Source organism: Mesorhizobium sp. B2-4-2 (genome assembly GCF_006442845.1).
Lineage (GTDB): Bacteria > Pseudomonadota > Alphaproteobacteria > Rhizobiales > Rhizobiaceae > Mesorhizobium.
Genome location: NZ_VFVM01000007.1, coordinates 300,024 through 324,683, shown reverse-complemented (window position 1 = coordinate 324,683; position 24,660 = coordinate 300,024). Strand labels below are relative to the sequence as shown.

The 24,660-nt window shown below is 63.6% G+C and carries 24 protein-coding genes and 2 pseudogenes; 12 read left to right on the top strand and 14 right to left on the bottom strand.

All coding sequences use genetic code 11. The features are described from left to right. Window positions 1–101 precede the first annotated feature (101 nt). Window positions 102–1,412 (bottom strand): urea ABC transporter substrate-binding protein, encoded by a 1,311-nt coding sequence (gene urtA / locus FJ942_RS18310; protein WP_140515298.1) that lies wholly within the window; start codon window positions 1,410–1,412, stop codon window positions 102–104. Between the two features lie 313 nt (window positions 1,413–1,725). Here urtA and FJ942_RS18305 point away from each other — a divergent pair, with 313 nt between their 5' ends. Further along, window positions 1,726–2,124, top strand: a complete 399-nt coding sequence (locus FJ942_RS18305) for a hypothetical protein (RefSeq protein WP_140498872.1) — start codon at window positions 1,726–1,728, stop codon at window positions 2,122–2,124. A 66-nt stretch (window positions 2,125–2,190) separates the two neighbouring features. Here FJ942_RS18305 and FJ942_RS18300 read toward each other — a convergent pair whose 3' ends face one another. The 3 genes from FJ942_RS18300 to FJ942_RS18290 all read right to left on the bottom strand — a co-directional run bounded on the left by FJ942_RS18300 (window position 2,191) and on the right by FJ942_RS18290 (window position 4,808). Beyond that, on the bottom strand, window positions 2,191–3,762 hold the full coding sequence (locus FJ942_RS18300; RefSeq protein WP_140515297.1) for a GMC family oxidoreductase: 1,572 nt from the start codon (window positions 3,760–3,762) through the stop codon (window positions 2,191–2,193). A gap of 47 nt (window positions 3,763–3,809) precedes the next feature. Continuing rightward, on the bottom strand, window positions 3,810–4,340 hold the full coding sequence (locus tag FJ942_RS18295) for a gluconate 2-dehydrogenase subunit 3 family protein (RefSeq protein ID WP_140557776.1): 531 nt from the start codon (window positions 4,338–4,340) through the stop codon (window positions 3,810–3,812). A 72-nt stretch (window positions 4,341–4,412) separates the two neighbouring features. After that, window positions 4,413–4,808 (bottom strand): VOC family protein, encoded by a 396-nt coding sequence (locus FJ942_RS18290; protein WP_140498876.1) that lies wholly within the window; start codon window positions 4,806–4,808, stop codon window positions 4,413–4,415. Between the two features lie 246 nt (window positions 4,809–5,054). Between FJ942_RS18290 and FJ942_RS18285 the strand changes: the two genes are divergently transcribed. Next, window positions 5,055–5,360, top strand: a complete 306-nt coding sequence (locus tag FJ942_RS18285; protein WP_140498878.1) for a ribbon-helix-helix domain-containing protein — start codon at window positions 5,055–5,057, stop codon at window positions 5,358–5,360. A 70-nt stretch (window positions 5,361–5,430) separates the two neighbouring features. Here FJ942_RS18285 and FJ942_RS18280 read toward each other — a convergent pair whose 3' ends face one another. The 3 genes and pseudogenes from FJ942_RS18280 to FJ942_RS18270 all read right to left on the bottom strand — a co-directional run bounded on the left by FJ942_RS18280 (window position 5,431) and on the right by FJ942_RS18270 (window position 7,354). Beyond that, complete coding sequence (locus FJ942_RS18280) at window positions 5,431–6,153, bottom strand: DeoD-type purine-nucleoside phosphorylase (RefSeq protein WP_140515295.1); 723 nt, start codon at window positions 6,151–6,153, stop codon at window positions 5,431–5,433. A gap of 156 nt (window positions 6,154–6,309) precedes the next feature. Beyond that, a pseudogene (locus FJ942_RS18275) lies at window positions 6,310–6,429 on the bottom strand (IS5/IS1182 family transposase); the annotation flags it as partial. A gap of 82 nt (window positions 6,430–6,511) precedes the next feature. After that, window positions 6,512–7,354 (bottom strand): oxidoreductase, encoded by an 843-nt coding sequence (locus FJ942_RS18270; protein WP_140898484.1) that lies wholly within the window; start codon window positions 7,352–7,354, stop codon window positions 6,512–6,514. A 50-nt stretch (window positions 7,355–7,404) separates the two neighbouring features. Between FJ942_RS18270 and FJ942_RS18265 the strand changes: the two genes are divergently transcribed. Continuing rightward, a complete protein-coding gene (locus FJ942_RS18265; protein ID WP_140674552.1) occupies window positions 7,405–8,031 on the top strand; it encodes a TetR/AcrR family transcriptional regulator in 627 nt (208 codons plus the stop codon). A gap of 55 nt (window positions 8,032–8,086) precedes the next feature. Here the strand turns inward: FJ942_RS18265 and FJ942_RS18260 are convergent, their stop codons facing one another. After that, the gene (locus FJ942_RS18260) at window positions 8,087–10,663 is read right to left on the bottom strand and encodes a response regulator (RefSeq protein WP_140898481.1); all 2,577 of its coding nucleotides are present in this window, start codon (window positions 10,661–10,663) and stop codon (window positions 8,087–8,089) included. A gap of 244 nt (window positions 10,664–10,907) precedes the next feature. On the opposite strand from FJ942_RS18260, the gene FJ942_RS18255 reads away from it, so the two are divergent. Continuing rightward, window positions 10,908–11,645: a flagellar biosynthetic protein FliO gene (locus FJ942_RS18255; RefSeq protein ID WP_181169945.1), complete on the top strand. Its 738-nt coding sequence runs from the start codon at window positions 10,908–10,910 to the stop codon at window positions 11,643–11,645. Window positions 11,646–11,779: 134 nt separating this feature from the next. Here the strand turns inward: FJ942_RS18255 and dksA are convergent, their stop codons facing one another. Continuing rightward, on the bottom strand, window positions 11,780–12,196 hold the full coding sequence (gene dksA, locus FJ942_RS18250; RefSeq protein WP_140498888.1) for an RNA polymerase-binding protein DksA: 417 nt from the start codon (window positions 12,194–12,196) through the stop codon (window positions 11,780–11,782). 271 nt (window positions 12,197–12,467) lie between these two features. Here dksA and FJ942_RS18245 point away from each other — a divergent pair, with 271 nt between their 5' ends. From FJ942_RS18245 to FJ942_RS18230, 4 genes are all read left to right on the top strand, one after another. Further along, complete coding sequence (locus tag FJ942_RS18245) at window positions 12,468–12,971, top strand: histidine phosphatase family protein (RefSeq protein WP_140498890.1); 504 nt, start codon at window positions 12,468–12,470, stop codon at window positions 12,969–12,971. Window positions 12,972–13,033: 62 nt separating this feature from the next. Next, window positions 13,034–14,512, top strand: coding sequence for a YcjX family protein (locus FJ942_RS18240; RefSeq protein WP_140898478.1), 1,479 nt, complete (start codon window positions 13,034–13,036; stop codon window positions 14,510–14,512). Then, window positions 14,509–15,630 (top strand): YcjF family protein, encoded by a 1,122-nt coding sequence (locus FJ942_RS18235; protein ID WP_140498894.1) that lies wholly within the window; start codon window positions 14,509–14,511, stop codon window positions 15,628–15,630. Before FJ942_RS18240 ends, FJ942_RS18235 begins: the two co-directional genes overlap by 4 nt. A gap of 90 nt (window positions 15,631–15,720) precedes the next feature. After that, window positions 15,721–16,272: a hypothetical protein gene (locus FJ942_RS18230; RefSeq protein ID WP_140498896.1), complete on the top strand. Its 552-nt coding sequence runs from the start codon at window positions 15,721–15,723 to the stop codon at window positions 16,270–16,272. An 86-nt stretch (window positions 16,273–16,358) separates the two neighbouring features. On the opposite strand, the gene FJ942_RS18225 is transcribed toward FJ942_RS18230, so the two are convergent. Beyond that, window positions 16,359–16,625, bottom strand: a complete 267-nt coding sequence (locus FJ942_RS18225) for a hypothetical protein (protein WP_140547541.1) — start codon at window positions 16,623–16,625, stop codon at window positions 16,359–16,361. A gap of 263 nt (window positions 16,626–16,888) precedes the next feature. Here FJ942_RS18225 and FJ942_RS18220 point away from each other — a divergent pair, with 263 nt between their 5' ends. Continuing rightward, a complete protein-coding gene (locus FJ942_RS18220; RefSeq protein ID WP_140525371.1) occupies window positions 16,889–18,724 on the top strand; it encodes a monovalent cation:proton antiporter-2 (CPA2) family protein in 1,836 nt (611 codons plus the stop codon). A 12-nt stretch (window positions 18,725–18,736) separates the two neighbouring features. After that, entirely contained in the window at window positions 18,737–19,282 is a 546-nt protein-coding gene (locus FJ942_RS18215) for a DUF924 family protein (RefSeq protein ID WP_140560913.1), read from the top strand. Here FJ942_RS18215 and folK read toward each other — a convergent pair. Genes folK through folP form a run of 3 tightly spaced genes read right to left on the bottom strand, consistent with a single transcriptional unit; the run spans window position 19,274 to window position 20,999 of the window. Further along, window positions 19,274–19,801 (bottom strand): 2-amino-4-hydroxy-6-hydroxymethyldihydropteridine diphosphokinase, encoded by a 528-nt coding sequence (folK, locus tag FJ942_RS18210; RefSeq protein ID WP_140560912.1) that lies wholly within the window; start codon window positions 19,799–19,801, stop codon window positions 19,274–19,276. The genes FJ942_RS18215 and folK overlap by 9 nt on opposite strands. Next, window positions 19,785–20,144, bottom strand: a complete 360-nt coding sequence (folB, locus tag FJ942_RS18205) for a dihydroneopterin aldolase (protein WP_140498905.1) — start codon at window positions 20,142–20,144, stop codon at window positions 19,785–19,787. Before folB ends, folK begins: the two co-directional genes overlap by 17 nt. Window positions 20,145–20,147: 3 nt before the next feature. Continuing rightward, entirely contained in the window at window positions 20,148–20,999 is an 852-nt protein-coding gene (gene folP, locus FJ942_RS18200) for a dihydropteroate synthase (protein ID WP_140898475.1), read from the bottom strand. A 135-nt stretch (window positions 21,000–21,134) separates the two neighbouring features. On the opposite strand from folP, the gene FJ942_RS18195 reads away from it, so the two are divergent. Continuing rightward, window positions 21,135–21,752: a DUF922 domain-containing protein gene (locus tag FJ942_RS18195; protein ID WP_181169943.1), complete on the top strand. Its 618-nt coding sequence runs from the start codon at window positions 21,135–21,137 to the stop codon at window positions 21,750–21,752. Between the two features lie 236 nt (window positions 21,753–21,988). Then, a pseudogene (locus FJ942_RS18190) lies at window positions 21,989–23,463 on the top strand (MDR family MFS transporter). 11 nt (window positions 23,464–23,474) lie between these two features. Here the strand turns inward: FJ942_RS18190 and FJ942_RS18185 are convergent. After that, window positions 23,475–24,509, bottom strand: a complete 1,035-nt coding sequence (locus FJ942_RS18185) for an NAD(P)/FAD-dependent oxidoreductase (RefSeq protein WP_140898470.1) — start codon at window positions 24,507–24,509, stop codon at window positions 23,475–23,477. Between the last annotated feature and the right edge of the window lie 151 nt (window positions 24,510–24,660).

Sequence of the window (24,660 nt, the reverse complement as noted above, 5' to 3'; positions counted from 1 at the left end):
TCAGGCGACTCTTCAGGGTTGAGTTGGACGTCCGGACGGCGAAGGAACCGTCCGGACGCTCGCGGTCATGGGCATGGACCTGAAGGTCCAGCCCGGGAGGATCAGTTTGTGCCCTTGCCGCCGCATTTGCCGGTGGCGACATTGAAGTTGCCGCAGGACAGAGGCGCCCGCCAATCGGAGATCAAGTCCTTGGAGTCGGGCAGGTAATCCGACCACTCGTCGCCCATCACCAGCCCCGCCGTGCGCGAGACCGTCTCGAACTGGCCGTCGGCCTGGATTTCACCGATCAGCACCGGCTTGGTGATGTGATGGTTCGGCATCATCGTCGAATAGCCGCCGGTCAGGTTCGGCACCGAGACGCCGACCATGGCGTCAATCACCTTGTCCGGATCGGTGGTGCCGGCCTTCTCGACCGCCTTCACCCACATGTTGAAGCCGATATAGTGGGCCTCCATCGGGTCGTTGGTGGTGCGCTTGTCGTTCTTGATGAACTTGTGCCAGTCGGCGATGAACTTCTTGTTCTCGGGCGTGTCGACGCTCTCGAAGTAGTTCCAGGCGGCGAGATGGCCGACCAGCGGCGCCGTGTCGAGACCGGCAAGCTCCTCCTCGCCGACCGAGAAGGCCATGACCGGGATGTCCTCGGCCTTGATGCCCTGGTTGCCCAGTTCCTTGTAGAACGGCACGTTGGCGTCGCCGTTGACGGTGGAGACGACGGCGGTCTTCTTGCCGGCCGAACCGAACTTCTTGATTGCCGAGACTTCGGTCTGCCAGTCCGAGAAACCGAACGGCGTGTAGTTGACCATGATGTCTTCCGCCGCGACGCCCTTGGCCTTCAGATAGGCCTCGAGGATCTTGTTGGTGGTGCGGGGATAGACATAGTCGGTGCCTTCCAGCACCCATCGCTTCACCGAGCCGCCATCCTCGCTCATCAGATAGTCGACGGCCGGAATGGCCTGCTGGTTCGGCGCCGCGCCCGTATAGAACACGTTGCGCTCGCTCTCCTCGCCCTCATACTGGACTGGATAGAACAGGATGTTGTCGAGTTCCGAGAACACCGGCAGCACCGATTTGCGCGACACCGAGGTCCAGCAGCCGAACACCGCCGCGACCTTGTCCTTGGAGATCAGCTCGCGCGCTTTCTCGGCGAAGAGCGGCCAGTTGGACGCCGGATCGACGACGACCGCTTCGAGCTTCTTGCCGAGCAGGCCGCCCTTGGCATTCTGCTCGTCGATGAGCATCAGCATGGCATCCTTCAGCGTCGTCTCCGAAATCGCCATCGTGCCGGACAGCGAATGGAGGATGCCGACCTTGATCGTGTCGTCGGCCGCCTTGGCGGGCGCCGACATCGACAGGCCGGCAGCGACCACGCCCGCCGAAAACATTTTTGTTATTGTCGAGAAATTACCCCTCATGCCTGACACTCCCAAGCTGATTGATTGCAACGCAACACTACGAAGCAACCCCCATGCCAATCGCCGAGGCGGTTTCGTGGAAGGAGTTAATGCTCAATATTATCAGTGGATTGACATATCGTGCTTAGAGAAAGCGTGAGGGCCGGTTAAAAATTGGTTGAGGGAAATTTGCGCAGCGCACACGGTTTTTGCCTAATTTTCGTCCAATTTCTCCAAATGCCTAGATTTTGATCTCCGGACGCAGGCCGCACGCGACAAATATTGCGGTACGGCACACAAATGGGGCAAGTTCGCCCCTTAACCGAGCGACGTCATGGCATCCGGAATTTCACGCATCTCTACCGGCCTATTGTTTCTGGCGGCGGCGACCGGGGCGGCGCGAGCCGACTTCAGCGACGGCAAGATGCCCGACGGCATTTATCATTGCGAGGTCTACCTGCTCGGCATGTTCCTCAACCTCGGCGACATCACCATCAAGGGAAACGTCTATACCGGCCCAGTCACCTTCGGGACCGCCCAGCAGGGCTACAATTACCAGATGGACGCAAATGGGGTGATCTCCTGGCTGGGACCGCTCGGCGGCTACACCGCCGGCGGCAACTCGTTGTCCCTCACTCAGGCAACTCTGGATGGTCAGGGCCCGCCCTCGTTCGACATCATCATGAGACAGCCCGACGGCGCCTTCACCGCCTCGACCTGCACCAAGGGCTGAAAGTCGAGAAAAATGGCGCGGAACCCCGGTCGGGGCTCCGCGCCAGCAGGCAGTCGGGAGGTGGAACTAGATGCTTCTCGCTGACATTTGGCTGGCGATGTAATCGGCCTGCCGGATCGCCAGCGAGACGATCGTCAGCGTCGGGTTCTCGGCCGCGCCTGTCGTGAACTGGCTGCCGTCGGAAACGAACAGGTTCTTGATGTCGTGCGTCTGGCCGTGCTTGTTGACGACGCCTTCGGCCGCCTTCTCGCTCATCCGGTTTGTGCCGAGATTATGGGTGGAAGGATAAGGCGGCGTCGGGAAAGTACGCGTCGCTCCAACCGCATCGTAGAGCGCCGTGGCCTGTTTGTAGGCATGATCGCGCATCGCCGTATCGTTGGGATGATCGTCGAAATGCACATCGGCGATCGGCATGCCGTGCTCGTCCTTTTCGTCGGCATGCAGCGTGATGCGGTTTTCTTCGCGCGGCATGTCCTCGCCGACGATCCACAGCCCTGCCATGTGGTCGTAGTGGTCGAGTGCGGTGGTGAAGGAGCGGCCCCAAGCGCCGGGATCGAGGAAGGCCGCCATAAACGGCAGGCCGAGCGAAAGCGTCTCGAATTCGTAGCCGCCGACGAAACCGCGCGATGGATCATGCCGCGCCTCGTCGCGGATGATGCCGGCCATCGTGGTGCCGCGATACATGTGCACCGGTTTGTCGAAGATGGCATAAACCGAGCCGGTGGTGTGGCGCATGTAGTTCTTGCCCACCTGCCCCGATGAATTGGCGAGGCCGTCAGGGAACTTGCTCGAAGCCGAATTGAGCAGCAGGCGCGGGCTTTCAATCGAATTGCCGGCGACGGCGACGATGCGGGCCTTCTGCTCCTGCAGCTTGCCGTCCTTGTCGGCATAGACGACGCCGGTCACCTTTCCCGAGGCGTCATGGTTGATCTTGACGGCCATGGCGTTCGGCCTCACCTCGAGATGGCCTGTCGCTTCGCCTTTCGGGATCTCGGTGTAGAGCGTCGACCATTTGGCGCCCCATTTGCAGCCCTGGAAGCAGAAGCCGGTCTGCTGGCAGGACATCCGGTCGTCACGCTCGACCGAATTGATCGCCATGTTGCCGGTGTGGCATTCCTTGTAGCCGAGCTTGTCGGCGCCAGCCTTCAACAGCTTGAAATTATTGTTGCCCGGCAGCCTCGGCCAGTCATTGGTGCCGGTGACGCCCATCTTGGCTTCGGCCTTGGCGTAATAAGGCTCCATCTCGGCCAGTGTCACCGGCCAATCGAGCAGGTTCGCGCCCTCCACCTTGCCGTAGGTCGAGGCGGTCTTGAACTCATGCTCCTGGAAGCGCAGCGAAGCGCCGGCCCAGTGCGTGGTCGAGCCGCCGACCGATTTCACGATCCAGGCCGGCAGGTTCGGAAAATCCCTGGCCACGCGCCAGTCGCCCGAAGTCGTGCGCTTGTCTTTCCAGGCGAGTTGGGCAAAGGAGTCCCACTCGTCATTGATGAAGTCGTCGAATTCGTGGCGAGCGCCGGCCTCCAGGATCACGACGTCGATGCCCTTCTGGGCGAGTTCATTGCCGAGTGTGCCGCCGCCGGCTCCCGAGCCGATGATGACGACCAAATTGTCGTTTTTCAGATCAAACGCTGCTGCCATGGTTTCCTCCCATGATTTCGATTTTGCTGGGTGACGAGAGGAGCGGCTCAGAGCCACTCGATGTCGTCGAAGCCGCGCGCGATATAGCCGCCCTTGGAATAGGATTCGCCCTCATAGCCAAAGACTGGCCAGACCTCCTTCTGGTTGTAGAGGCTGACGACGAGGCCCCCGCGCACCGCCTGGAAGAAAGGCGTGGCTTCGACCTGCTTCAGCACTGCGACACGCTGATCCTCCCAACCAAGGTTCCGGTAGCCGCCCTTGCCGGACCTCTTGTCGAGATCGGCGATGCCGTTCTCGATGAGATCCCTATGTGCGGCATCCTTGCCGGCCTGATCGTCATGGCTCTTGACCGCGATGGCGTAATATTTGTCGGGAAGCTGATCGTGCGGGTAGACGTCCCGCGCCATCTGGATCAGCGTCGCCATCGTCTCCGGCTTCAGCGCCGACGTTTCGAGGCCCCAGGCATGTTCGGGGCTGATGACCGCGCTGCCGGAAATGACGAGCAAGGCTCCGACGCCGCCGCGCTTCAGAAGCTCGCGCCGCGAAAGCCCGGGTCTGCTTTCATAGATCGTGACCATATTTTCCTCCCTGCTTGCTGGTTGCATCCATGGGATGCCTTGGCTGGCGCCGCGCACGCGCGGCCGCGATCTCTATTGGAACCTGCCTCCTCGTTGCAGAACCTCGATCCTGTAGCCGTCCGGATCCTCGATGAAGAAGAAGCGTGCGATCAGCGAACCGTCACGGTTGAATTCGACGATCTTCTTCGGGTTGAGGCCGAGCGCGCCGAGCCGATCGTGCTCGCCGTCGAGATCGACGACCGAAACCGCGAGATGGCCGTAGCCATCGCCAAGCGCATAAGGCTCCTGCCGACCCTTGTTCACGGTCAGTTCGACTTCGAATTGCGTCTCGGCATTGCTGAGGTAGATGAGCGTGAACGTGTCGAAATCCAGCCTTTCGGCGACATCGAGGCCGAAGGCATTTCTGTAGAAATCGACGGAGCGGGTCTCGTCGAGAACCCGGATCATGGTGTGGATTGCCTTCGCCAAATCAGTCCTCGCCACTCGATGCTTCGAAGATGATTATGCGCGGCGACGGCAAAAGATGGTGGCAGCCGGTTACCACGCTCCGAAGATCGACTCGCCTGACAATCGCAACGACGAAAGTCCGATTGCTGTTCAGCCGATTTTGCCGGAGAATGCTGTCGGGGACAAAGGCCGCGTCGCCTCTGGCGGCAAAAGCATCTGTCCACCCAAAATCAACGCCAAAAATCAACGAACGTGGGAGGTTGTCGGATGTGCAGGGTATTTGCGGCCCAGGACCCCGAAGGTTATCGTCAGATCAACCGGTCGATCCGCATCGACGGATATTCGACCAGCATCCAGCTTGAGGCGACGTTTTGGGCACTGCTCGACGAAATCGCCGAAAGCCAGGACCTGACGACGCCGAAATTCATCTCGAAACTCTATGACGAGGCCATCGAGATCAATGGCGAGATTCCCAACTTCGCCTCCATGCTGCGCACCACCTGCGCGCTCTATCTGCGCAGCCACCGGCCGGGCATGGAAGACCAGATGCCGCCGAAATGGGAAGCCGCCTGAAGATCCAGAAAAGTGCCCCCCGGCTTTGTGTTCGGAATGCATCAGGAACTGGGGCGGCTCGGCGGGCCTATCACGCACCGGGCCGATCGGCGGCGGCGATTTCCAGCGCCAGCCGCGTCATGTCGGTAAAAAGATCCTGGCGTTCCGCATATTGGGTCTGTTCGCCGCTGTCGATATCGTCGACCACCGTGCAGATCGATAGCGCACGGGCCCCGAAATGCCTGGAAATGCGATAGAGCGCACTGGTCTCCATGTCCACGGCCAGCGCGCCGGCTGCCTGCGCATCGGCAAAACGGGCGCGTCCCTGCGGATGGTGGAAGACGTCGCTGCATGCCGTCAGCCCGGCACGATGGTCGATGCCGAGTTCGGCCGCCTTCGCCAATGCGCGAGCAAACAGCGCCGGGTCCGGCCCGGCTGCAGCGTCATAGAGGCCGAAAACCTGACCGCTTCGGGCGCTTTCGGGCCGCACCGATTGCGAGATGACGAGGCTGCGTAGTTTTACCTCAGCGGTCAGCCCGCCGCAGGTGCCGGTACGGATCAAAGTCCGCACACCATAGCCGTCCAGCAGCTCATGCGCATAGATCAGAAAGGAGGATACGCCGATGCCGGTCGCCTGGATGCTGACCGGCTGACCACGAAACAGGCCAGTGAAGCCAAGGGCACCGCGCCGGCGGTTGATGCAGCGTGGGGCCTCCAGGAATGTCATGGCCATCCATTCGGCGCGCTGGGGGTCGCCCGGCAACAGCACAATGTCGGCGTAGTCACCCTTGCTGGCTTCGATGTGTGGCGTCAACAGCTCGTCCCTGCCGTTTCATCCACAATCATGGCCTTGTCGCGGTATTGCGCAAGAGGCATTCGGGAACGCTAATACACGGAAACTTCGTTTCAGGACGACAATATCACGAAAACAAAGAGTTAAACCGGTCGGCGACTCTATCAAAGTCGTAGCGGTGGCGACACGCCGGAAGTGCTTCAGCTTGGAGGAGAACCGCTCGATCAGGTTGCGCTCGCGATAGAGCCGCCCGCTGAAGCAAGGCTTCACTTGGTTGCTCTTCGGCGGGATGTTCGGCCGGCGGTCAGGCCGAGCCGCCCCAATTGCAGGCTGATGAAAACGCGCGGCGCGTCTTCATCAGCCGACGCACTCCAAGCGCTCATGATGCGAAGCTGGTTGATCGCGAAAGCTCCTCCCACGCGCTGATTTCGCTCCGCATCGCGTCGAGCTTCTGGTCGACCAGCCCCAGCGCATCGTCGCCCAGGAACAGCCGTACCGGCGGGTTCGCGGCATCGACCAGCACGAGCAACGCCTGCGCGGCCTTGGCCGGATCGCCCGGTTGGTTGCCGCTCTTGGCCTGTCGCGCGGCGCGGATCGGGTCCATGACCGCGTCATAGTCGGCAATGCTGCGCGGCGTGCGATCCATCGAGCGTCCGGCCCAATCCGTGCGGAATTGGCCGGGAGCGAGCGCCGTCACCCGAATTCCAAAGCCTGCCACTTCCTTGCCGAGCGCTTCGGAAATGCCTTCGAGCGCGAATTTGCTTCCGCAATAGAAGGTGATCCCGGGCATGGTGATGAAGCCGCCCATGGACGTGACGTTGATGATATGGCCGCGACGCCGCTCGCGCATGCCCGGCAGCACCGCCTTGATCATCGCGACGGGCCCGGAGACGTTGGCGGCGAACTGGCGCTGGAGATCGTCCATGGAGGACTCCTCCAGCACGCCCTCATGGCCGTAACCGGCGTTGTTCACCAGCACGTCGATTGGACCCGCCTGCCGTTCCGCCGCGGTGACAGCCGCCGGGACCGTCTCGAAATCGGTCACGTCCAGCAAGAGCGGGTGGGCGCGATCGGGCGCGAGCGCGGCGAAGATCTCGGCGTCGGCTTCCCGCCGCACGGTGCCGATCACCCGATGGCCCGCTTCAAGCGCGCCTCTTGCAAATGCTCGCCCCAGCCCGGAGCTGACACCGGTGATGAGGAATGTCTTAGGGGTGGAAGTCATGGTTCACTCCGGGCTATGATTGAAAACTATATCATGATATAGATAACAGCATGACACCAAACAAGACCAAGGTTGCTCCGACCGCCACGCGGGGTGAGCCGCTTCGCCGGCGTGTGATCGATGCGGCGGAGCGACTGCTCCGACAGGGTAAGGCCGGTTTCTCGATGCGCGACCTCGCCACCGAAGCCGGAGTCAGTTTCGCGACGCCGTTCAATCAGTTCGGGAGCAAGGCCGCGATCATGCATGCCCTTTCGCGGCGGCGGATCGATACGATGGCCCAACGCTTTGCCGGGATGTCACCGCCTGCCGATGCCGCAGGCCGCGTGCTGTTGGCCATCGATACCGCGGTCGAGGTAATGTTGGAGGAGCCGGAGATAAACCGGGCCGTGATGGGATGGATCGGCACGGCCGGCCCGTCCCCCGGAAAGGTCCTGGCGCACTCCACAACCTTGTGGTCGCTGGCCCTTGGAGCGGGCGAAGGCTTGATCGCGGCCGGCAGGCAGAAGGCGCTGCGCAGTCTGCCGGAACAGCTCGCATTTGCCTTTCGTGGGGTCCTGTCATTCTGGACCGCCGGCGAACTGCCGGATGAGGCGCTTGCCTCGAAGGCGCGAGAGATCGCAAAAACCTTGCTGCTCGGATTTGCTGAACGGCCGCTATTCGGCGATTCCGCCTCCTAAGCTGCCCTCCGGGAACCACCAATCTCGGCCATTTCCCGATTTATGGGTTCACGGCCTAAGACTCCAGCATGTCCTTGACGATCGTTGCCAACTGCTTGAGCGAAAACGGTTTCGGCAGGAATCCGAAATGCGCGTCCGCCGGCAGGTTCCTGGCGAATGCATCCTCGGCATAGCCGGACACGAAGACGAACTTGATGTCCGGCTGGCGCTTGCGCAACTCGCCGAGCAGCGTCGGCCCGTCCATCTCCGGCATCACCACATCCGAAACCACAATGTCGACCTTGCCGCCGAGCGCTTCGAACACTTCCAGCGCCTCGACCCCGGAGGACGCCTCGTGCACGGTATAGCCGCGCGAGGTCAGAGCCCGCATGCCGCCCATGCGCACCGCATCCTCGTCCTCGACCAGCAGCACCGTGGCCGACCCGGACAAATCCTTGCCTGTCTCGGCCGACTTGGCAGGCACCGCTGCCGGTGCTTCCCCAGGTTCGCCTGCCTTCTTTGCCTCGGCAATGTGGCGCGGCAGGAAGATGCGGAAGACCGAACCCTTGCCGACCTCGGAATCGCAGAAGATAAAGCCGCCGGTCTGCTTGATGATGCCGTAGACCATGGACAGGCCAAGGCCGGTGCCCTTGCCGACCTCCTTGGTGGTGAAGAACGGTTCGAATATCTTCTTGAGCACGTCGGGCGCGATGCCGCTGCCGGTGTCCTCGACCTCGGCCACCACATAGTCCGCCGGGGTGAGTTCGCGGTAGGGGAAGGTCTTGCACTCCTCGGCGGTCACATTGCGGGTGCGCACCGTGAGGTCGCCGCCCGCCGGCATTGCATCGCGCGCGTTGACCGCCAGGTTGACCACCACCTGCTCGAACTGGCCGATATCGACCTTGACCGGCCAGAGATCGCGACCGTGGTCGATCTTCAGCTTGATGTCGTTGCCGACCAGACGGGCGAGCAACATCCTGAGATCGGCGAGCACGTCGGTGAGGTTCAGCACTTCCGGCCGCAGCGTCTGCTTGCGCGAAAAGGCCAGCAACTGCCGCACCAGCGAGGCTGCCCGGTTGGCGTTCTGCTTGATGTTCATGATGTCGGGGAAGGATGGGTCCGACGGCCGATGGTTGGTCAGAAGCAGGTCCGACGCCATGATGATGGCGGTCAGCACATTGTTGAAGTCGTGCGCGATGCCGCCGGCAAGCTGGCCGACCGCCTGCATCTTCTGGCTTTGCGCCATCTGCCCTTCGAGCGCCTTCTGCTCCGTCGTCTCGACGGCGTAGACGATGGCCGACTCCTCGGCCCCCTCGCCGCCTGTGCCGTCGGCGACCGCATTGACGTAAAAACGGATGTGGCGCTCCTCATTGCCGGGCAGGAGCGTGTCGATCGGCTCGATATCGGCCTGCCGCTGCCTTGCCTTTTCGAAGGCCGCGGCAAAGGCCGGGCGGTCACGTTCGTGGATGACCGTGTCGAGCCGCATGCGGCGGTCGACGGCGTCCCGATCGACGACCGATGAAAACAGCGAAAGGAACGGCGCATTGGTGCGCAGTATGCGCCCGCTGGCGTCGACGCCGGCGATCGCCATCGGCGTCGAATTGAAGAAACGGGTGAAGCGCACTTCCGAGGCGCGCAGGTCCGCCGAGGCGTCCTCGCCTTGCGTGCGGTTGAGCACGATCGTGCGCGTCGGACCGTTGAGGCCTTCGCGGCTGGCTGAAACGCGATGCATGAAGCGCACCGGCAGCGCCTCGCCCGTCATCGTCGTGAGGTCGAGATCGATGACCGCGTTGCGCGTCGTACCGGGGTCGGCCTTGACCGAGCGCACCAGCGCCATGCCGTCGCCGGCGACGATCTCCGGCAGGGACACGGCGCCGGGCGTGAAGCTGGCAAGGTCGATACCCAGCCATTCGGCGAGCGTGGCGTTGATATAGGTGACGCGGCCTTCCTGGTCGGCGGAAAAGAAGCCGGCGGGCGCGTGGTCGAGATGATCGATCGCCTTCTGCAGGTCCAGGAAGAAACGCTCCTGCTCGGCGCGTTCCTGCGAAATATCGGCAAGTTGCCAGGCGAGCATCGGCAGCCGTTGGCCCGGCACGCTGAAGGTGCGAGCGCGGGCGCGATACCAGCGCGCGCCGGGCTCAGCACCAGGCTTGATCGACTGCGCGAGTCGGAATTCGCCGTCGCCCGGCTGGCCGTCACGCAGGCCGGAGGCCAGTCGGTAGATGGTGACCGAAGCTTCCGGAACATCCGAAAGCAGCCCTTCGACCGTCTTCAGGTCGGCCGCGGAAGAGGCTCCGGTCATGTCGGCATAGGCGCGGTTTGCATAGACCACGCGGCCCTTGGTGTCCGTGACCAGAAGGCCTTGCGACATCGAATCGACGAATGCCTTCGACAGTTCGTCGCCCGTCGAGCGTGGCGTGATCTGCACGAAGCCGATCGCCGTGGCGAACAGGAAGCCGACGCCGATCATCGCCAGCACACCGAGCATGCCGAGCAGGAAAGGGTCGCCGAGCCGCTCGCGAAACAGGCCGAAAACGATCGCGGCCCCCGTCAGGACGGCAATGAAGATGACGAGCCGGGTAACGGCGCCCGGCCGCGTGTTCTGATCGACGATCGGTACCGGATAGAAATCGCCGCGCGTTTCCTTGGCCATGTGCCCCCTGCTCTTGAAGTCCGGTGTTCCGATACTCGCCGCAATGTGTGCCGACGCCCGCCCCTGTCGGGTTGAATCACATTCTCCTGGTCCCGAAAAGGCCCGGGCGGCAAATGTCAGATAAAAATGACGTCGGCCAGCCCTCCAGTGTTTCAAGCTGTTCATGAAGCGTGAAAGGCAACTTGCGGTAGCCCGCCGCAACGGTCTAGTGTCGCGTCACTTCCAAACCGATCAGGGGGAACCAATGCTGCAATGGCTGGATAGCGTAGCGGGCCCCGGCTATGTAGCGGCACTGCTGTGGACCTTCGCGGCGCTGGTCCTGCTGGTCATCGTCCTCATCATCGTCAAACTCGTTCGCAACCTGACCTTCGGCACCTTTGTCGCGGGCGGCCGGAACCGCAAGACGCGGCTTGCGGTCATGGACGCCACCGCCGTCGACAGCCATCGCCGCCTGGTGCTGGTGCGCCGCGACGACATCGAGCATCTGCTTTTGATCGGCGGCCCGACCGATGTCGTCGTCGAGCGTGACATCCGCCTTTCTGCGCCACGCCGTCCCGCGCTGACCGGAGACGGCGGTTCGCAGCAGCCTGTCGCGGTGGCAAAGCCGCGTGCGCCTCAGCCCACCCCGGCGCCGGCGAGACAGGCACCTGCTCCGCAGCCGGTGAGTGCAGCGCCACCCGCCCGCCAGCGCGCTCCGGAGCCGGTGCCGAAGCCGGCGGCGCAGGGTTATCAGCCGACCAATGTCACGCCGCTGCCTTCCTACGGCTCCGCAAACGTCAATGCCGTCCGGCATGCCCCGCCGCCGGCTTCACCACCGCCGGGGCAGGAAAGCATCGATGAAACGCTGATGAAGGAACTCGAGGTTTCGCTCGACCAGCCCCGCTCGAGCAGTCCGGCGAATAAGCCGGTGGCAAAAACACCGCCGTCGCTCGACGACGAGATGACCAGGCTTCTGGGCGAACTCTCCAGCCAGAAAAGATGAGCAGCGCTTGCGCCCGGGCCCGAAAACCGATCGGGGTTTTTGAGCGCATCGCCCGGATCTCAAAAAGAAATGGCCGGAAAACCGGCCATTTCGACAGTGATGTCGCTGAAATCTTCTTGAATGCAGACCGCAGGCTAGTCGTCGCGATAGACCTTCTCGCGGCGCTCGTGGCGCTCCTGCGCTTCGATCGACAAGGTTGCAATCGGGCGGGCATCCAGCCGCTTCAGCGCGATCGGTTCGCCAGTCTCCTCGCAATAGCCGTAAGTGCCTTCCTCGATGCGCTGCAAGGCCGAATCGATCTTTGCGATGAGTTTCCGCTGGCGGTCGCGCGCCCTGAGTTCGATGGCGCGGTCGGTTTCCGAAGAGGCGCGGTCGGCTAGATCGGGATGATTGGCGTTTTCCTGCTGTAGGATTTCGAGGGTTTCGCGCGCTTCGCGCAATATGTCATTCTTCCAGGTGACGAGCTTTGAGCGGAAGTAGGATTTCTGCCGCTCGTTCATGAACGGCTCGTCTTCGGAGGGTACGTAATCGGCGGTAACGGCATCGTTCATTCGACTCACCCAAACAGCCCCAAATTTGGCGCCTATATATTCGCGGTCAAACGCCTGCACAAGCGCAATCGATTACCGATTCACGCAATTGTTAATCTGCCTCGATGAGCGCGATTGAGGTGATTCGGGCTGGTCTTAGGTACCGGATCCTTCGAACTGGCGGCCGCCGGCTGATGATTCGTCATGTCTGAAAAACGACTGCCATTGTGCGCCACGCCGTTCTTATGGCTAATCACAGCACGGTTCGGGCTGTTGGCACGGTGGAGGTTGGGTGAGCAGGCTTTATCTGTTGAGGCACGCCAAAGCCGGATGGGCGCTGCCCGGCATGCGTGATTTCGATCGCCCTCTCGATGCGTCCGGCCGCGCTGATGCGGAGGCGATGGGCATCGCCATGCGGTCGCGCTCCTATGTGCCCGATCTGACGCTTTGCTCCACAGCCCGGCGCGCGAAGGAGACGCTGGAAGGCGTGGCCGGTCGGGCCGACACCGGCCGGGTTCTGTTCGTCGACGCGCTCTACAGCGAGGACGCGGCCGCGTACCTCAGCCTCATCCGGGACAATGGTGGGGTGGGTTCGATGCTGCTCGTCGGCCACAATCCGATGACGGAGGATCTCGCCATGGCGGTGTCCGGCGATGGCGAGGAAAGCGCCCGCGCCATGCTCAATCATGGTTTCCCGACCTCGGGCCTGGCGGTCGTGCGCTTCAGCGGCGATCTTGCCGGGGCCGCCCAGGGTGCCGGCTATCTCGAGGCATTCCTGACGCCGGCTGACCTCTGACGCCATTTCAAACCAGCACGGCAACGCCTATATCGGACCTGTCGCAGCATCGAGAGACAATTTTGGCGTCATCGCTGACCACTTTCACCGACGAGGCGAGAATTGCGCTCGACACGCTTTCGGGCCGCGCCAGCGGGCTATTTTCGCCGTCGCTGCGGCTGGGCGTCACGGGCCTTTCCAGGGCGGGCAAGACGGTTTTCATCTCGGCGCTGGTCCACAACCTTATTCATGGCGGGCGCCTGCCGCTGTTCGAGGCGCAGAAATCCGGGCGCATCGCGCGCGCTTTCCTCGAAGAGCAGCCCGACGACGCGGTGCCGCGATTCCAGTACGAGGACCATATCGCCGCCTTGGTGAACGACCGCGTCTGGCCCGATTCGACACGCGCCATCTCCGAATTGCGGCTGACCATCGAATATGAATCGGCTTCCGGCTGGAACAGGATGTTTTCCTCCGGAAAACTGTCGGTCGACATCGTCGACTATCCCGGCGAATGGCTGCTCGACCTGCCGCTGCTCGGAAAATCCTTCGCCGATTTTTCGCGCGAAGCCCTTGAAATGGCTGCGTTGCCGGTGCGCGAGGATCTGTCGCGGGCCTGGCGGGCGCTATCGGCCGAGATCGACCCGAACGCCGATGCCGAGGAGATGACGGCGCGCCGCCTGGCCGAGGATTTCGCCGCCTATCTCAAAGCCTGCAAGCTCGACGAGCGGGCGCTTTCGACTTTGCCACCGGGCCGTTTCCTGATGCCTGGCGATCTCGAAGGCTCGCCCGCATTGACCTTCGCGCCTCTGGCCGGCCTGGGCGACAAGCGCCCGCGCAGCGGCTCGCTGCACGCGATGATGGAAAGGCGCTACGAGGCCTACAAGACCCATGTCGTCAAACCCTTCTTCCGCGAACACATCACCCGGCTCGACCGCCAGATCGTGCTGATCGACGCCATGCAGGCGCTGAACGCCGGCCCCGGAGCCATGGCCGACCTGGAGCGCGCGGTGACCGAGATCCTCGCCTGTTTCCGTCCTGGACGCGGCAGCTTCCTCACCGATCTTTTCTCGCGGCGCATCGATCGTATCCTGATCGCCGCCACCAAGGCCGACCACCTGCATCACGACAGCCATGACCGCTTGCAGGCGATCGTGCGGCGGCTGGCAGACCGCGCCGTGGCGCGGGCGAATTTCACCGGCGCCGGCGTCGACGTCGTCGCCATGGCGGCGGTGCGCGCAACACGGGAAGGCACCGTCAAACAGGGCCGCGAGACATTGCCGGTCATCATCGGCACACCGCTCGCGGGCGAGACAATCAATGGCGACACCTTTGACGGGAAAGCTGAAACGGCCATATTTCCCGGTGATTTACCGGAGAAAATTGATGCTGTCTTCGAAGCTCCCGGGGGAGCGCACAGGCAGGACAATACCGACCCGGCGATCCGCTTCGTGCGTTTTCGCCCGCCAAAACTCGAGCGCACGGCCGAGGGCGTCATGCTGTCACTGCCGCATATCCGGCTCGACCGTGCCTTGCAGTTCCTGATCGGAGACCATCTGGCATGACCGCGCCCCGCAAGCCGGCGGCATTCCGCATCGAACCGGAGGCCACATCGCAGCAGGACGCGGCGCAGGCGCGCCGTGCCCAGGCCGGGGCGCCGGAGGCGCGCCGTGTCCAGACCGACACACAGCGCAAGCCCCGCGCGGTGAAGAGCGATGTCGCGCTGGTCATCCCGTCGGAGATCGACGTGTTCGACGAGCCGGACATCGTCGCTGCCGAACCGCCGCCGGCGGTCGCTCGCAGGAAACGTTCATTGCTTGGCTCCATCTTCTTCGGCGCGTTCGGGGTGCTGGTTTCGCTGGCCATCGGCCTGTGGACCGATCAGCTCATTCGCGATCTGTTCGCGCGCGCCGAGTGGCTGGGTTGGCTGGCCGCCGGCATGGCTGCCGTCGCCGTGCTGGCGCTGGTGGTGATCCTGATTCGCGAGTTCCTGGCGATCGCCCGGCTTGCCGAGGTCGAAAAGCTGCAGAAACGTGCGCTCGATGCGATTGCACGCGACGATCCCAAGGCGGCGCGATTGGTGGTCGACGAGCTGTCGGCCTTCGTCGCGGCCAAACCCGAAACGGCCGCGGGCAGGCGCGCGCTGGCCGATCTGCGCGACGAGATCATCGATGGCGCCAATCTGGTGCGTCTCGCTGAGGCGGAGATCCTTGGCCCTCTCGACGCCAGGGCCAAGATCATGATCCTGGAAGCCGCCAAACGCGTGTCGCTGGTGACGGCCGTCAGTCCGCGTGCGCTCGTCGACGTAGCCTATGTCGTGTTCGAGGCCGGGCGCCTCATCCGGCGCCTTTCGGAACTCTATGGCGGGCGGCCGGGAACACTGGGTTTCTTTCGCCTGGCGCGCAGCGTGCTGGCGCATCTGGCGGTCACCGGTTCGATCGCCGTCGGCGACAGTTTCGTCCAGCAGATCGTCGGCCACGGCCTGGCTGCGCGCCTCTCCGCCAAGCTCGGCGAAGGCGTCGTCAACGGCATGATGACGGCGCGCATCGGCATCGCCGCGATGGAGACGGCGCGCCCCCTGCCCTTCAGTGCGGCAAAACGGCCGGGACTGGGTGATTTCCTCTCCGCGCTGACATCGTTCGCAAGCAGGAAGGAAAGCGAGAACACCCCGCCTGGCAAGTGAACGACGACCTTGGCAGTGACGAAGCATTAACCAATCTTGTTCATGGTCGCACTGGTTCCAAAACAGCCTCTTTGTTGCCGGGTGTCGTCGATGAAAAGCGTAATTCTGTCCAGCCTGTTGCCCCTGGCGGTTGCGATCACCACTGTCGCCGGCATTGCCGCACAGGCGTCCGCGGCGGAGCCGGACAAGCAGTTCTTCCGGTCCGCCGAAGGCAAGTGGGTGGGCCCGGGCGAGATCGTCGCCGGCAAATACAAGGGCACGAAGTTCAATTGCAGCTTCACCGGCTCGACGCCCGACGGCAAGATGGGCATGACGCTCGACGGCGGCTGCCGTGTGGGCATGTTCACCCAGCCGATGTCGGCCAAGATCGAGCGCAAGGGGCGCGATTACAAGGGCTCCTTCATGGGCGGCGCGGCCGGTGCCGGCCTCGATATCATCGGCGGCAATGTGGTCGATGCCCGCAAGGTGGTGTTCACCATCAACCGCAACCAGCTGCGCGGCGTCATGCAGGCACGCATCCCCGACGACAATTCGATGACGGTGACGGTTGCAGTGCGCGTCGCGGACCAGCTGGTGCCGGTGATCGGCATGAGCCTGAAGCGGGTCGACGCGATCGAAGTCGGCTCCATCGCGCCGAACTGAGCGCGTATCAACCGCCTGTAACCAAACACAAAAAGAGACGGCGGCCCATCGCCACCGCCTCCTTTTGAAGACGTCGATAGGAACGATCAGCCCTTGATCGCCGCCGTCACCTCATCATAGGCCTTGCAGGCGTCGGCCAGGGTCGTGGTGCCCTGATATTTGGTCGTCACCTCTTGCACCTTGGCCGTCAGATCGGCCGCCTTGGACGGATCCTTGGTAACCGCCTCCTGCAGCGCGGCGGCCATGTCCTGCGCCTTCTTGGTGGCGACCTCGGCCGTGCACTCAGGCGCCTTGGAGCAAGCCGAGCCGGCGAGCACCGCCAGGCCGACGGCAACGAGCAAAAACTTCTTCATGTCAGTCATCTCCTCAAAAAGGGCGCGGCTTGATCGCCACACCCTCCACTGGCCGAAGCCGAGCGTGCTTAACCTCCGATTGCAGCCAGACGCAACGCGGCCTCGCGCTCAACTTGTGTAACGTGCCTGCAACATTGCCCGCCGCAGGATTCGGGCTGTTACATGCCCGCCGAAGCCCCTATCCTTGGGGCGCTGGCGCCTGATCCGAGGCGTCTTGACCCGACCGCACAGGCTGCGGTCCTCAAACGAGCGGAATGGCGGGAATGGCGGCAGAGGCAGCGGGCAGCGAGCTTGTTCAGGTGGTGGCGCTGCTCGCCGCGGGTGTTGTCGCCGTTCCGATCTTCAAACGTATGGGCCTGGGTTCGATTCTCGGCTATCTGGCCGCGGGCGTGGTGATCGGCCCGTTCGGCATCGGTGTGTTTTCCGAATCGGGAGCCATCCTCCACGTCGCCGAGCTCGGCGTCGTGATGTTCCTGTTCATTATCGGGCTGGAGATGCAGCCGTCGCGGCTCTGGGGCTTGCGCCGCGAGATCTTCGGCCTGGGCGCGCTTCAGGTCGGGGTCTGCGCGGTCTTGCTGACCGGTGTGGGAATAGCCGGAGGCTTTTCCATCGCGCAATCCTTCGTCGCCGGAGCCGGCTTCGTGCTGACCTCGACGGCGATCGTCATGCAGCTTCTGGAAGAGCGCGGCGAAATCGCCTCGCCCAAGGGCCAGCGCATCGTCTCCATCCTGCTGCTGGAGGATCTGGCGATCGTGCCGCTGCTGGCCCTGATCGCGTTCCTGGCGCCAGGCGGCACCGACACCAGCCTGTCGGAGCGGCTGGCCGAGGTCGGTATCGGCCTTGCCGCGATCATCGGCCTGGTGCTGGCCGGACGTTTTCTGCTCAACCCTTTCTTCCGTATCCTGGCGGATGCCCGCGCTCGCGAGGTGATGACGGCGGCCGCCCTTCTGGTCGTTCTCGGATCCGCCCTTGCCATGCAGCTCAGCGGCCTGTCGATGGCGATGGGCGCGTTCCTGGCCGGCGTGCTGCTGTCCGAATCGACCTTCCGCCACCAGCTCGAAGCCGATATCGAACCGTTTCGCGGCATCCTGCTCGGCCTGTTCTTTCTCGCCGTGGGCATGTCGCTCGACCTGCATGTGGTGGTTCAGAACTGGCGGCTGATCGCCGTCTATGTCGTTGCCTACATGGTCATGAAGGCGCTCGGCATCTACATCGTCGCCCGCATCCTGAAGTCGGGCCATCGCGAGGCGCTGGAACGCGCCGTCTTCATGGCGCAAGGCGGCGAATTCGCCTTCGTCCTCTATTCGGCCGCCGCTTCCGTCGGCATCATCGACGGCCAGGCCAACGCGACGCTGACGGCCATCGTCATCATCTCCATGGTGCTGACGCCGCTGGCGATCGTCGCGTTGCGGTATCTGACGCCGCGCGACGAGCTGTCGCTGGATGGCGTCGACGTCGCCGAAGGGCTGACCGGCAGCGTGCTGATCATCGGATTCGGTCGCTTCGGCCAGATCGCCAGCCAGCCATTGCTGCTGCGCGGCATCGACGTGTCGATCATCGACAACGATGTCGAGATGATCCAGGCAGCGGCCGATTTCGGCTTCAAGGTCTATTACGGCGACGGCACGCGGCTGGACATCCTGCACGCCGCCGGCGCCGGGCGCGCACGCGCCGTGCTCATCTGCGTCGACAAACCCGATGCCGCCGTGCGCATCGCCGAGCTCGTCAAAGCCGAGTTTCCCTTGCTTACCGTGCTGGCGCGCGCCTTCGACCGAGGCACCGCGCTGCAGCTCATCCGTACAGGCGTCGACTATCAGCTGCGTGAAACATTCGAATCGGCGCTGGTTTTTGGCGGTTCGACGCTGGAGGCCCTGGGCGTCGACCCGGAAGACGTCGCCGAGGTGGTCGAAGACGTCCGCCGCCGCGACACCGCCCGTTTCGAGACGCAACTCGCCGAAGGCATCCGCTCCGGACAGCGCTTCCTGAAGGGCAATATCGGCACGCCGATCCCGACGCCGCTCTCCACGCCGCGCCGCCCCGGCCAGGCGCTCAACGAGGAAACGGCCGGCGTTCTGCACAAGTCCGAGCCGGCGGGCTGATAGGAGAAAAGCATGGATTTGGACAGCAGAGCCCTGTCGGTCACCAGATTCTGGCGTGATGCCGGAGCGGACGCATGGTTCGAAAAGAGCGATGTTTTCGACGGCGATTTCCGCAACCGCTTTCTTGAGCTGCACTACGCGGCCGCACGGCGCGAATGCGACGGCTGGTCGGAGCATGCCGAAGGCTCGCTGGCGCTGATGATCCTGCTCGACCAGTTTCCGCGCAACTGCTTTCGCGGCACCGGCCACATGTACGCCACGGACCCGCTGGCGAAGCATTTTGCCCAAAAAGCCGTAACGTCAGGCCAGGATCTGGCGCTCGAACCGGAATTGCGGGTGTTCCTGTATCTGCCGTTCGAACATTCGGAATTGCTCGCCGACCAGGAACGGTCGGTCGAGCTCACCGCGGCCAACGCGCCGGACTACCTCAAATACGCCGAAGAACACCTCGACATCATCCGGCGCTTCGGCCGTTTTCCGCATCGCAACAAGATGCTCGGTCGTGAGACCACGCCGGAGGAAAAAGTCTTTCTGGACGATGGCGGGTTCTCAGGCTGACCCTGGTCTATCCAGCCACCAGTCGCGGCCCGACGGCAGGCGTTCGATACCGGCCGCATCGACGGCGGCCAGCCGCTCCGAGACGCTTCGTCCGCTTACGGCAAGATCGGGCGCGATCTCGGCCAGCGGCGCCAGCACGAAGGCACGTTCAAGCATGCGCGGATGCGGCACTTCCAGGCCGGTTTCGTGGATGACGCGGTCGCCGAAAACCAGGATGTCGATATCGATCAGGCGCGGCCCCCAGCGCTCCTCGCGCACGCGCTTCAGCTTGCGCTCTGCATCGAGGCACAGGTCGAGCAATGCCCGCGGCGAGAGCCGTGTCGAGAGTTCGGCGGCGGCGTTCAGGAAGTCGGGCTGGTCGAGCTTGCCCCAGGGCGGCGTGCGGTAGAGCGAGGACACCGCGGCCACGCGAGTGGCGGCATCGGCGTCGAGCAGGCGCAGCGCCGCCGCCATCGAACTCGCCGGATCGCCGAGATTGCCGCCAAGGCTGAGATAGACGGTGTTACTGCGGCCAGACAACGGTCACCTCGACGTAATCGAGCACGCCGGGCACCGGCGCATTCGGCTTGCGGACCGTGATTTCGGCTTTCCTGATCTGCGGGAAGCGTTCCGTCAGGGCTTTTGCGACTTCCAGGGCCAGCGCCTCGATCAGGAAGCGCCTGTGTCCGGTGATGATCTCCTCGATCACCGTGAAGGCAACACCGTAATTGACGGTTTCCCCGATGGCATCGTCGACCAGCGCGCGCCCGGGCTCCACGGTGAGCGAGGCGTCGACATAGAAGCGCTGGCCGAGCGCCTCCTCCTCGTCCAGCACCCCGTGCCGGGCAAAGAAGGCGCAGTTCTTCAGGCGGATGACATACATGGTTCAGCGTTCCGAAGCGGCGGTTTCGCGCGCCAGCATAGCATCCGCCACGGCCAGCGCGTCCACGTTGATTGCGACATCGTGGACACGAAACAGGTCGGCGCCCTTCAATCTCAGTATGACGCTCGTCGCCGCAGTCCCAGCCCCTCTTTCGGCGGCATCGCGGCCCGTGACGGTGCCGATGAAGCGTTTTCGCGAGGTTCCGGCCATCAGCGGAAATCCGAGGGCGTTGAGCTCGGAAAACCGCGCCATCAGGTCGAGGTTATCCTCGGCCGTCTCCTTGGCGAAGCCGAAGCCGGCATCGAGAACGATATGATCGTCGGCGATGCCGTGTCGGCGGGCGATTTCCAGTGATTTTTCGAGGAACGCGAACTGGTCGGCGATGACGTCGGGCAGTTTCCGGCGATCCCGCCCGGTATGCATGATGATGAGCCCCGCGCCGGTTTCGGCTGCGACACGCGCAATGTCCGGCTCCCGCTGCAAGCCCCAGACGTCGTTGACGATATGCGCCCCGGCCGCGACGGCCAGCCGCGCGGTCTCGGCGCGATAGGTGTCGACCGAAATCAGCACCTCGCCGGAACCCGCCAGCGCCTCGATCACCGGCAGGATCCGCGCCTGCTCCTCGCCTGCCGTGATCGCGGACGCGCCCGGCCTGGTCGATTCACCGCCGACATCGACGACCAGGGCGCCTTCGCCCAGCATGCGACGCGCCTGGACCAGCGCGTTCTCGGCGGCATCGAACAGACCGCCGTCGGAAAAACTGTCGGGCGTGACATTGAGAATGCCGACCACCACGGCCTTGTCGCCAAGGTCGAGATGGCGTCCGTGCGCCAACTGCCATCGCCTCGCCGTCATTGCTCATCAACCATGGGGCTCATCAACCGTGTGGCTCATCAACCGTGGGGCTCATCAACCATGTGTGATCCGCACCAGATCAATTCCGTTGCGCCGGCAATGGCCGTAAAGCAAGGTAGGACGAGAGGCAACCTGATGAAACGAACCCTGCTTTGCGCATTGCTGCTTGCCGCCACCGCCGTTCCGGCGGGCGCGGCCAATCTCGTCAAGACATATAGCTACTTCGCCGTCGGCGGCAGGACGCTAGAAGACATCGAGGCACAGCTTTCCAAACGTGGTCCGCAGGTGAAGAGCACGGGCTCGCGGCATCCCGGCGCCACACAGATGGCCTTCACCACGCGCATCAGCTATGCTGGGCAGTCCGGCTCCTGCCGGATCGCCGACGCCGCCGTGACCGTCAAGGTCAAGGTTATCCTTCCCGAATGGAGCCGCCCACGCAAGGCCGACGCGAATGTGCGGCTGTTCTGGGACACGCTGTCGGCCGACATCAAGCGCCATGAGGAACGCCATGTCGAGATCGCCAAGAATCACGCCCGCGAACTGGAAGACGCGCTGAAAGCCGCTTACCCGCAGAAGGACTGCGATGCGGCGAAGGCCAAGGCCGCCCAGATCACCGCCGCCATTCTCGCCAGACACGACCGTGCCCAGGTGCAGTTCGATCGCGTCGAAAGCGTCAATTTCGAAAGCCGCATCCTGCGGCTCCTACGCTATCGCGTCGAGCGCATCGGCAACGGCCGGTTGCCGCCGACGTGAACGTCCTGATGTATGTCGCCTAAGGGGCGGCGGTGCGAGCCAACCGGGCCGAAGCGTAGTGCCAGCTTCGAAAAATTTCCGGGCAACGGTCGAAATCGGCCTATACGGGACGACATATCAGGGGTTGGCAAGGGCACGAACTTTCAAACACGAGCATCACGACCGATCGCGCCGCGGATGCAACGGCTAGCCCGGCCGACGCACCGTACGGCGCGCAAGCATATGGACGAAAGACTATGGACCAGGCTGTCGACAAGCAGGCCGTGGCGGCCGCGAGCGCGCCGCTGACGGAAAGCGAAAGAACGCCATTATCGGCGGCGTTCTCCTGTCGATGCTGCTGGCAGCACTTGACCAGACCATTGTGGCACCGGCCATGCCGACCATCGCGCGAGCGCTCGGCCACGCCGAGTACCTGCCCTGGATAGTGACCGGATATCTCCTGACCGCAACCGCCATGGCGCCGCTCTACGGCAAGATCTCCGACGTCTACGGCCGCCGGCCGACCGTCTATGGCGCGATCCTCATCTTCCTCGCCGGCTCGCTGGTCAGTGCGATGGCGCCCAACATGTTCGTGCTGGTGATCGGCCGCGCGATCCAGGGCGCCGGCGGCGGCGGGCTTTTCGCCCTGGCGCAGACCGTCATCGGCGACCTCGTGCCGCCACGCGAGCGGGCACGCTATGCGGCCTGGATCTCGGGCACCTGGGCAGTCGCCAGCATCGCCGGGCCCTTGCTCGGCGGCACGTTCGCCGAACATCTCCATTGGTCGCTGATCTTCTGGATCAACATTCCGCTCGGCATCCTGGCCATGGCCATCATCAACAAGCCGCTGCGCAAGCTGCCGGTCGCGGCAAGACGGCATCGCATCGACGGGCTCGGCGCGCTGCTTCTCGTCGCCGCCACGGCCCTGCTGCTTCTGGCGCTGAACTGGGGTGGCAGCGAATACCCCTGGCTATCGACGGAGATCCTCGGGCTGATCGCCAGTTCCCTGGTCCTGTGGGGCGCCTTTGCGCTGCGGCTGCTGCGCGCAACCGAGCCGCTGATTTCGCTCGAGGTACTGAGCAACCCGATCGTCCTTGCCGGCACGCTCTCCATGTTCCTTCTGCAGGCGGCCAATATCGGCCTGTCTGTCTACTTGCCGGTCTATCTCCAGTCGGTCATCGGCCTGTCGGCAAGCGAATCCGGCACCGCCCTCCTGGGGCTGATGCTTGGCACGGTGGCCGGCGCGACATTCAGCGGGCGCACCATTCCGCGTTTCGTCCATTACAAGCGGATCGCCATCTTCGGATTGGCCTTCGCCGTTCTATGCCTCGGCGTCCTCAGCCTGGTGGCGGGGCACGCCTCGCTGCTGGTTGTCGAGATCCTGACGACGTGCGTCGGGCTCGGCAGCGGAACCACCTTTCCGGTGGCCACGGTGTCTGTCCAGAACGCCGTCGACCCCAGGCACCTTGGCGTCGCCACCGGCGTGCTGACGTTCCTGCGCTCGCTGGGCAGCGCGCTCGGCGTTGCTATCCTCGGTGCGGTCGCCCTGGGCAACGGGCTGCCGCTGGCGGGCGAAGGCGCGCAGGCGACCGGCGCCGGTGCCGAAGCTGCCGCCTTCGGGCTGATCTTCGTCGCCGCCGTGGTGATGTTGATCATGGCGCTGCTGACGCTCAGCCTGATGCCCGAAAAACCGCTGCGCGGCCATCCCGAGGCCCCCGTGCTGGCGGACTGAAGCGATACGCGTCAGGAGGCCTCCGCCACACCGAGCTTCTTCTGCAGGCTGGAGGAGGAGGTCGTGTATTGGAAGACGATGCGTTCGCCCGGGCTGACGATGCGCTTGGCGGCCTGGGCCATCAGCGCGACCTCGTGAAAGCCCGACAGGATGAGCTTCAGCTTGCCGGGATACCAATTGATGTCGCCGACCGCGAAGATGCCCGGGACCGACGTCTGGAACTTCTCGGTGTCGACCGGAATCAGGTTCTCGTGAAGGTTGATCCCCCATTCCGCAATCGGTCCGAGCTTCATGGTCAGGCCGAAGAAGGGCAGCATCCGCGTGCAAGGAATTTCGATGTCGCCCTCCGGCCCCTTGATCAGGGCGGACGACAGTTGGCCGGCGGCGCCGGTCAAGCCGGTCACTTGCCCGACCTGGAAATCCAGCTGCTTCATCTCCTGCATGGCGTACATCTTGTTGACGCTGTCGGGGGCGGCGCGGAACTCCGGGCGCCGGTGGACCAGGGTCACGCTTTTTGCCACCGGCTGCAAATTGAGCGTCCAGTCCAGCGCCGAATCGCCGCCGCCAACGATAACGAGGTCGTGGCCGCGAAAGTCTTCCATCCGGCGCACCGAATAGAAGACGCTCTTGCCCTCATAGGGTTCGATGCCCGGGATGGGCGGGCGTTTTGGCTGGAAGGAGCCGCCGCCGGCGGCGATCACCACCACCTTGGCCTCGAACACCTCATTCTCGTCGGTGGTGACGCGAAAGCCGCCGTCCTCCAGTCTCTCGAGACTGGAGACCATGCGATTGTAGGTGAAATCAGGCTTGAACGGCGCGATCTGCTCGAGCAGCTTGTCGACCAGGCCTTGCGCCGAGATCGAAGGCCAGCCGGGAATGTCATAGATCGGCTTCTCCGGATAGAGTTCCGCGCATTGGCCGCCGGGCCGGTCGAGAATGTCGATCAGGTGGCACTTCATGTCGAACAGGCCGAGCTCAAACACGGCGAACAGCCCGACCGGCCCTGCCCCGACAATGAGTACGTCTGTCCTGGTGATGCCGGTCATGATGCGCCTCGCTGCTGGATTGGCGTGAGACTGCATGACCATCGGCTTGCTGCCAAGCGGTGGCGGCAAAAATCAGAGCTGCGAACTGAATTAAGAAAGGCTGGACGACCGCCAGTCCGGCTGCGCCGGCAATTTTTTATGGCCGGCATCT

Bases quoted from the DNA above. Each gene is read 5' to 3' on its own strand.
- FJ942_RS18225 (WP_140547541.1), bottom strand. From the start codon at position 16,625: ATGAAGAAGTTTTTGCTCGTTGCCGTCGGCCTGGCGGTGCTCGCCGGC.
- FJ942_RS18270 (WP_140898484.1), bottom strand. From the start codon at position 7,354: ATGACTTCCACCCCTAAGACATTCCTCATCACCGGTGTCAGCTCCGGG.
- FJ942_RS18235 (WP_140498894.1), top strand. From the start codon at position 14,509: ATGACCGCGCCCCGCAAGCCGGCGGCATTCCGCATCGAACCGGAGGCC.
- FJ942_RS18295 (WP_140557776.1), bottom strand. From the start codon at position 4,340: ATGGTCACGATCTATGAAAGCAGACCCGGGCTTTCGCGGCGCGAGCTT.
- dksA (WP_140498888.1), bottom strand. From the start codon at position 12,196: ATGAACGATGCCGTTACCGCCGATTACGTACCCTCCGAAGACGAGCCG.
- FJ942_RS18220 (WP_140525371.1), top strand. From the start codon at position 16,889: ATGGCGGCAGAGGCAGCGGGCAGCGAGCTTGTTCAGGTGGTGGCGCTG.
- FJ942_RS18230 (WP_140498896.1), top strand. From the start codon at position 15,721: ATGAAAAGCGTAATTCTGTCCAGCCTGTTGCCCCTGGCGGTTGCGATC.
- FJ942_RS18195 (WP_181169943.1), top strand. From the start codon at position 21,135: ATGAAACGAACCCTGCTTTGCGCATTGCTGCTTGCCGCCACCGCCGTT.
- FJ942_RS18305 (WP_140498872.1), top strand. From the start codon at position 1,726: ATGGCATCCGGAATTTCACGCATCTCTACCGGCCTATTGTTTCTGGCG.
- folP (WP_140898475.1), bottom strand. From the start codon at position 20,999: ATGACGGCGAGGCGATGGCAGTTGGCGCACGGACGCCATCTCGACCTT.
- FJ942_RS18215 (WP_140560913.1), top strand. From the start codon at position 18,737: ATGGATTTGGACAGCAGAGCCCTGTCGGTCACCAGATTCTGGCGTGAT.
- FJ942_RS18185 (WP_140898470.1), bottom strand. From the start codon at position 24,509: ATGACCGGCATCACCAGGACAGACGTACTCATTGTCGGGGCAGGGCCG.
- folB (WP_140498905.1), bottom strand. From the start codon at position 20,144: ATGTATGTCATCCGCCTGAAGAACTGCGCCTTCTTTGCCCGGCACGGG.
- FJ942_RS18285 (WP_140498878.1), top strand. From the start codon at position 5,055: ATGTGCAGGGTATTTGCGGCCCAGGACCCCGAAGGTTATCGTCAGATC.
- urtA (WP_140515298.1), bottom strand. From the start codon at position 1,412: ATGAGGGGTAATTTCTCGACAATAACAAAAATGTTTTCGGCGGGCGTG.
- FJ942_RS18300 (WP_140515297.1), bottom strand. From the start codon at position 3,762: ATGGCAGCAGCGTTTGATCTGAAAAACGACAATTTGGTCGTCATCATC.
- FJ942_RS18260 (WP_140898481.1), bottom strand. From the start codon at position 10,663: ATGGCCAAGGAAACGCGCGGCGATTTCTATCCGGTACCGATCGTCGAT.
- FJ942_RS18265 (WP_140674552.1), top strand. From the start codon at position 7,405: ATGACACCAAACAAGACCAAGGTTGCTCCGACCGCCACGCGGGGTGAG.
- FJ942_RS18255 (WP_181169945.1), top strand. From the start codon at position 10,908: ATGCTGCAATGGCTGGATAGCGTAGCGGGCCCCGGCTATGTAGCGGCA.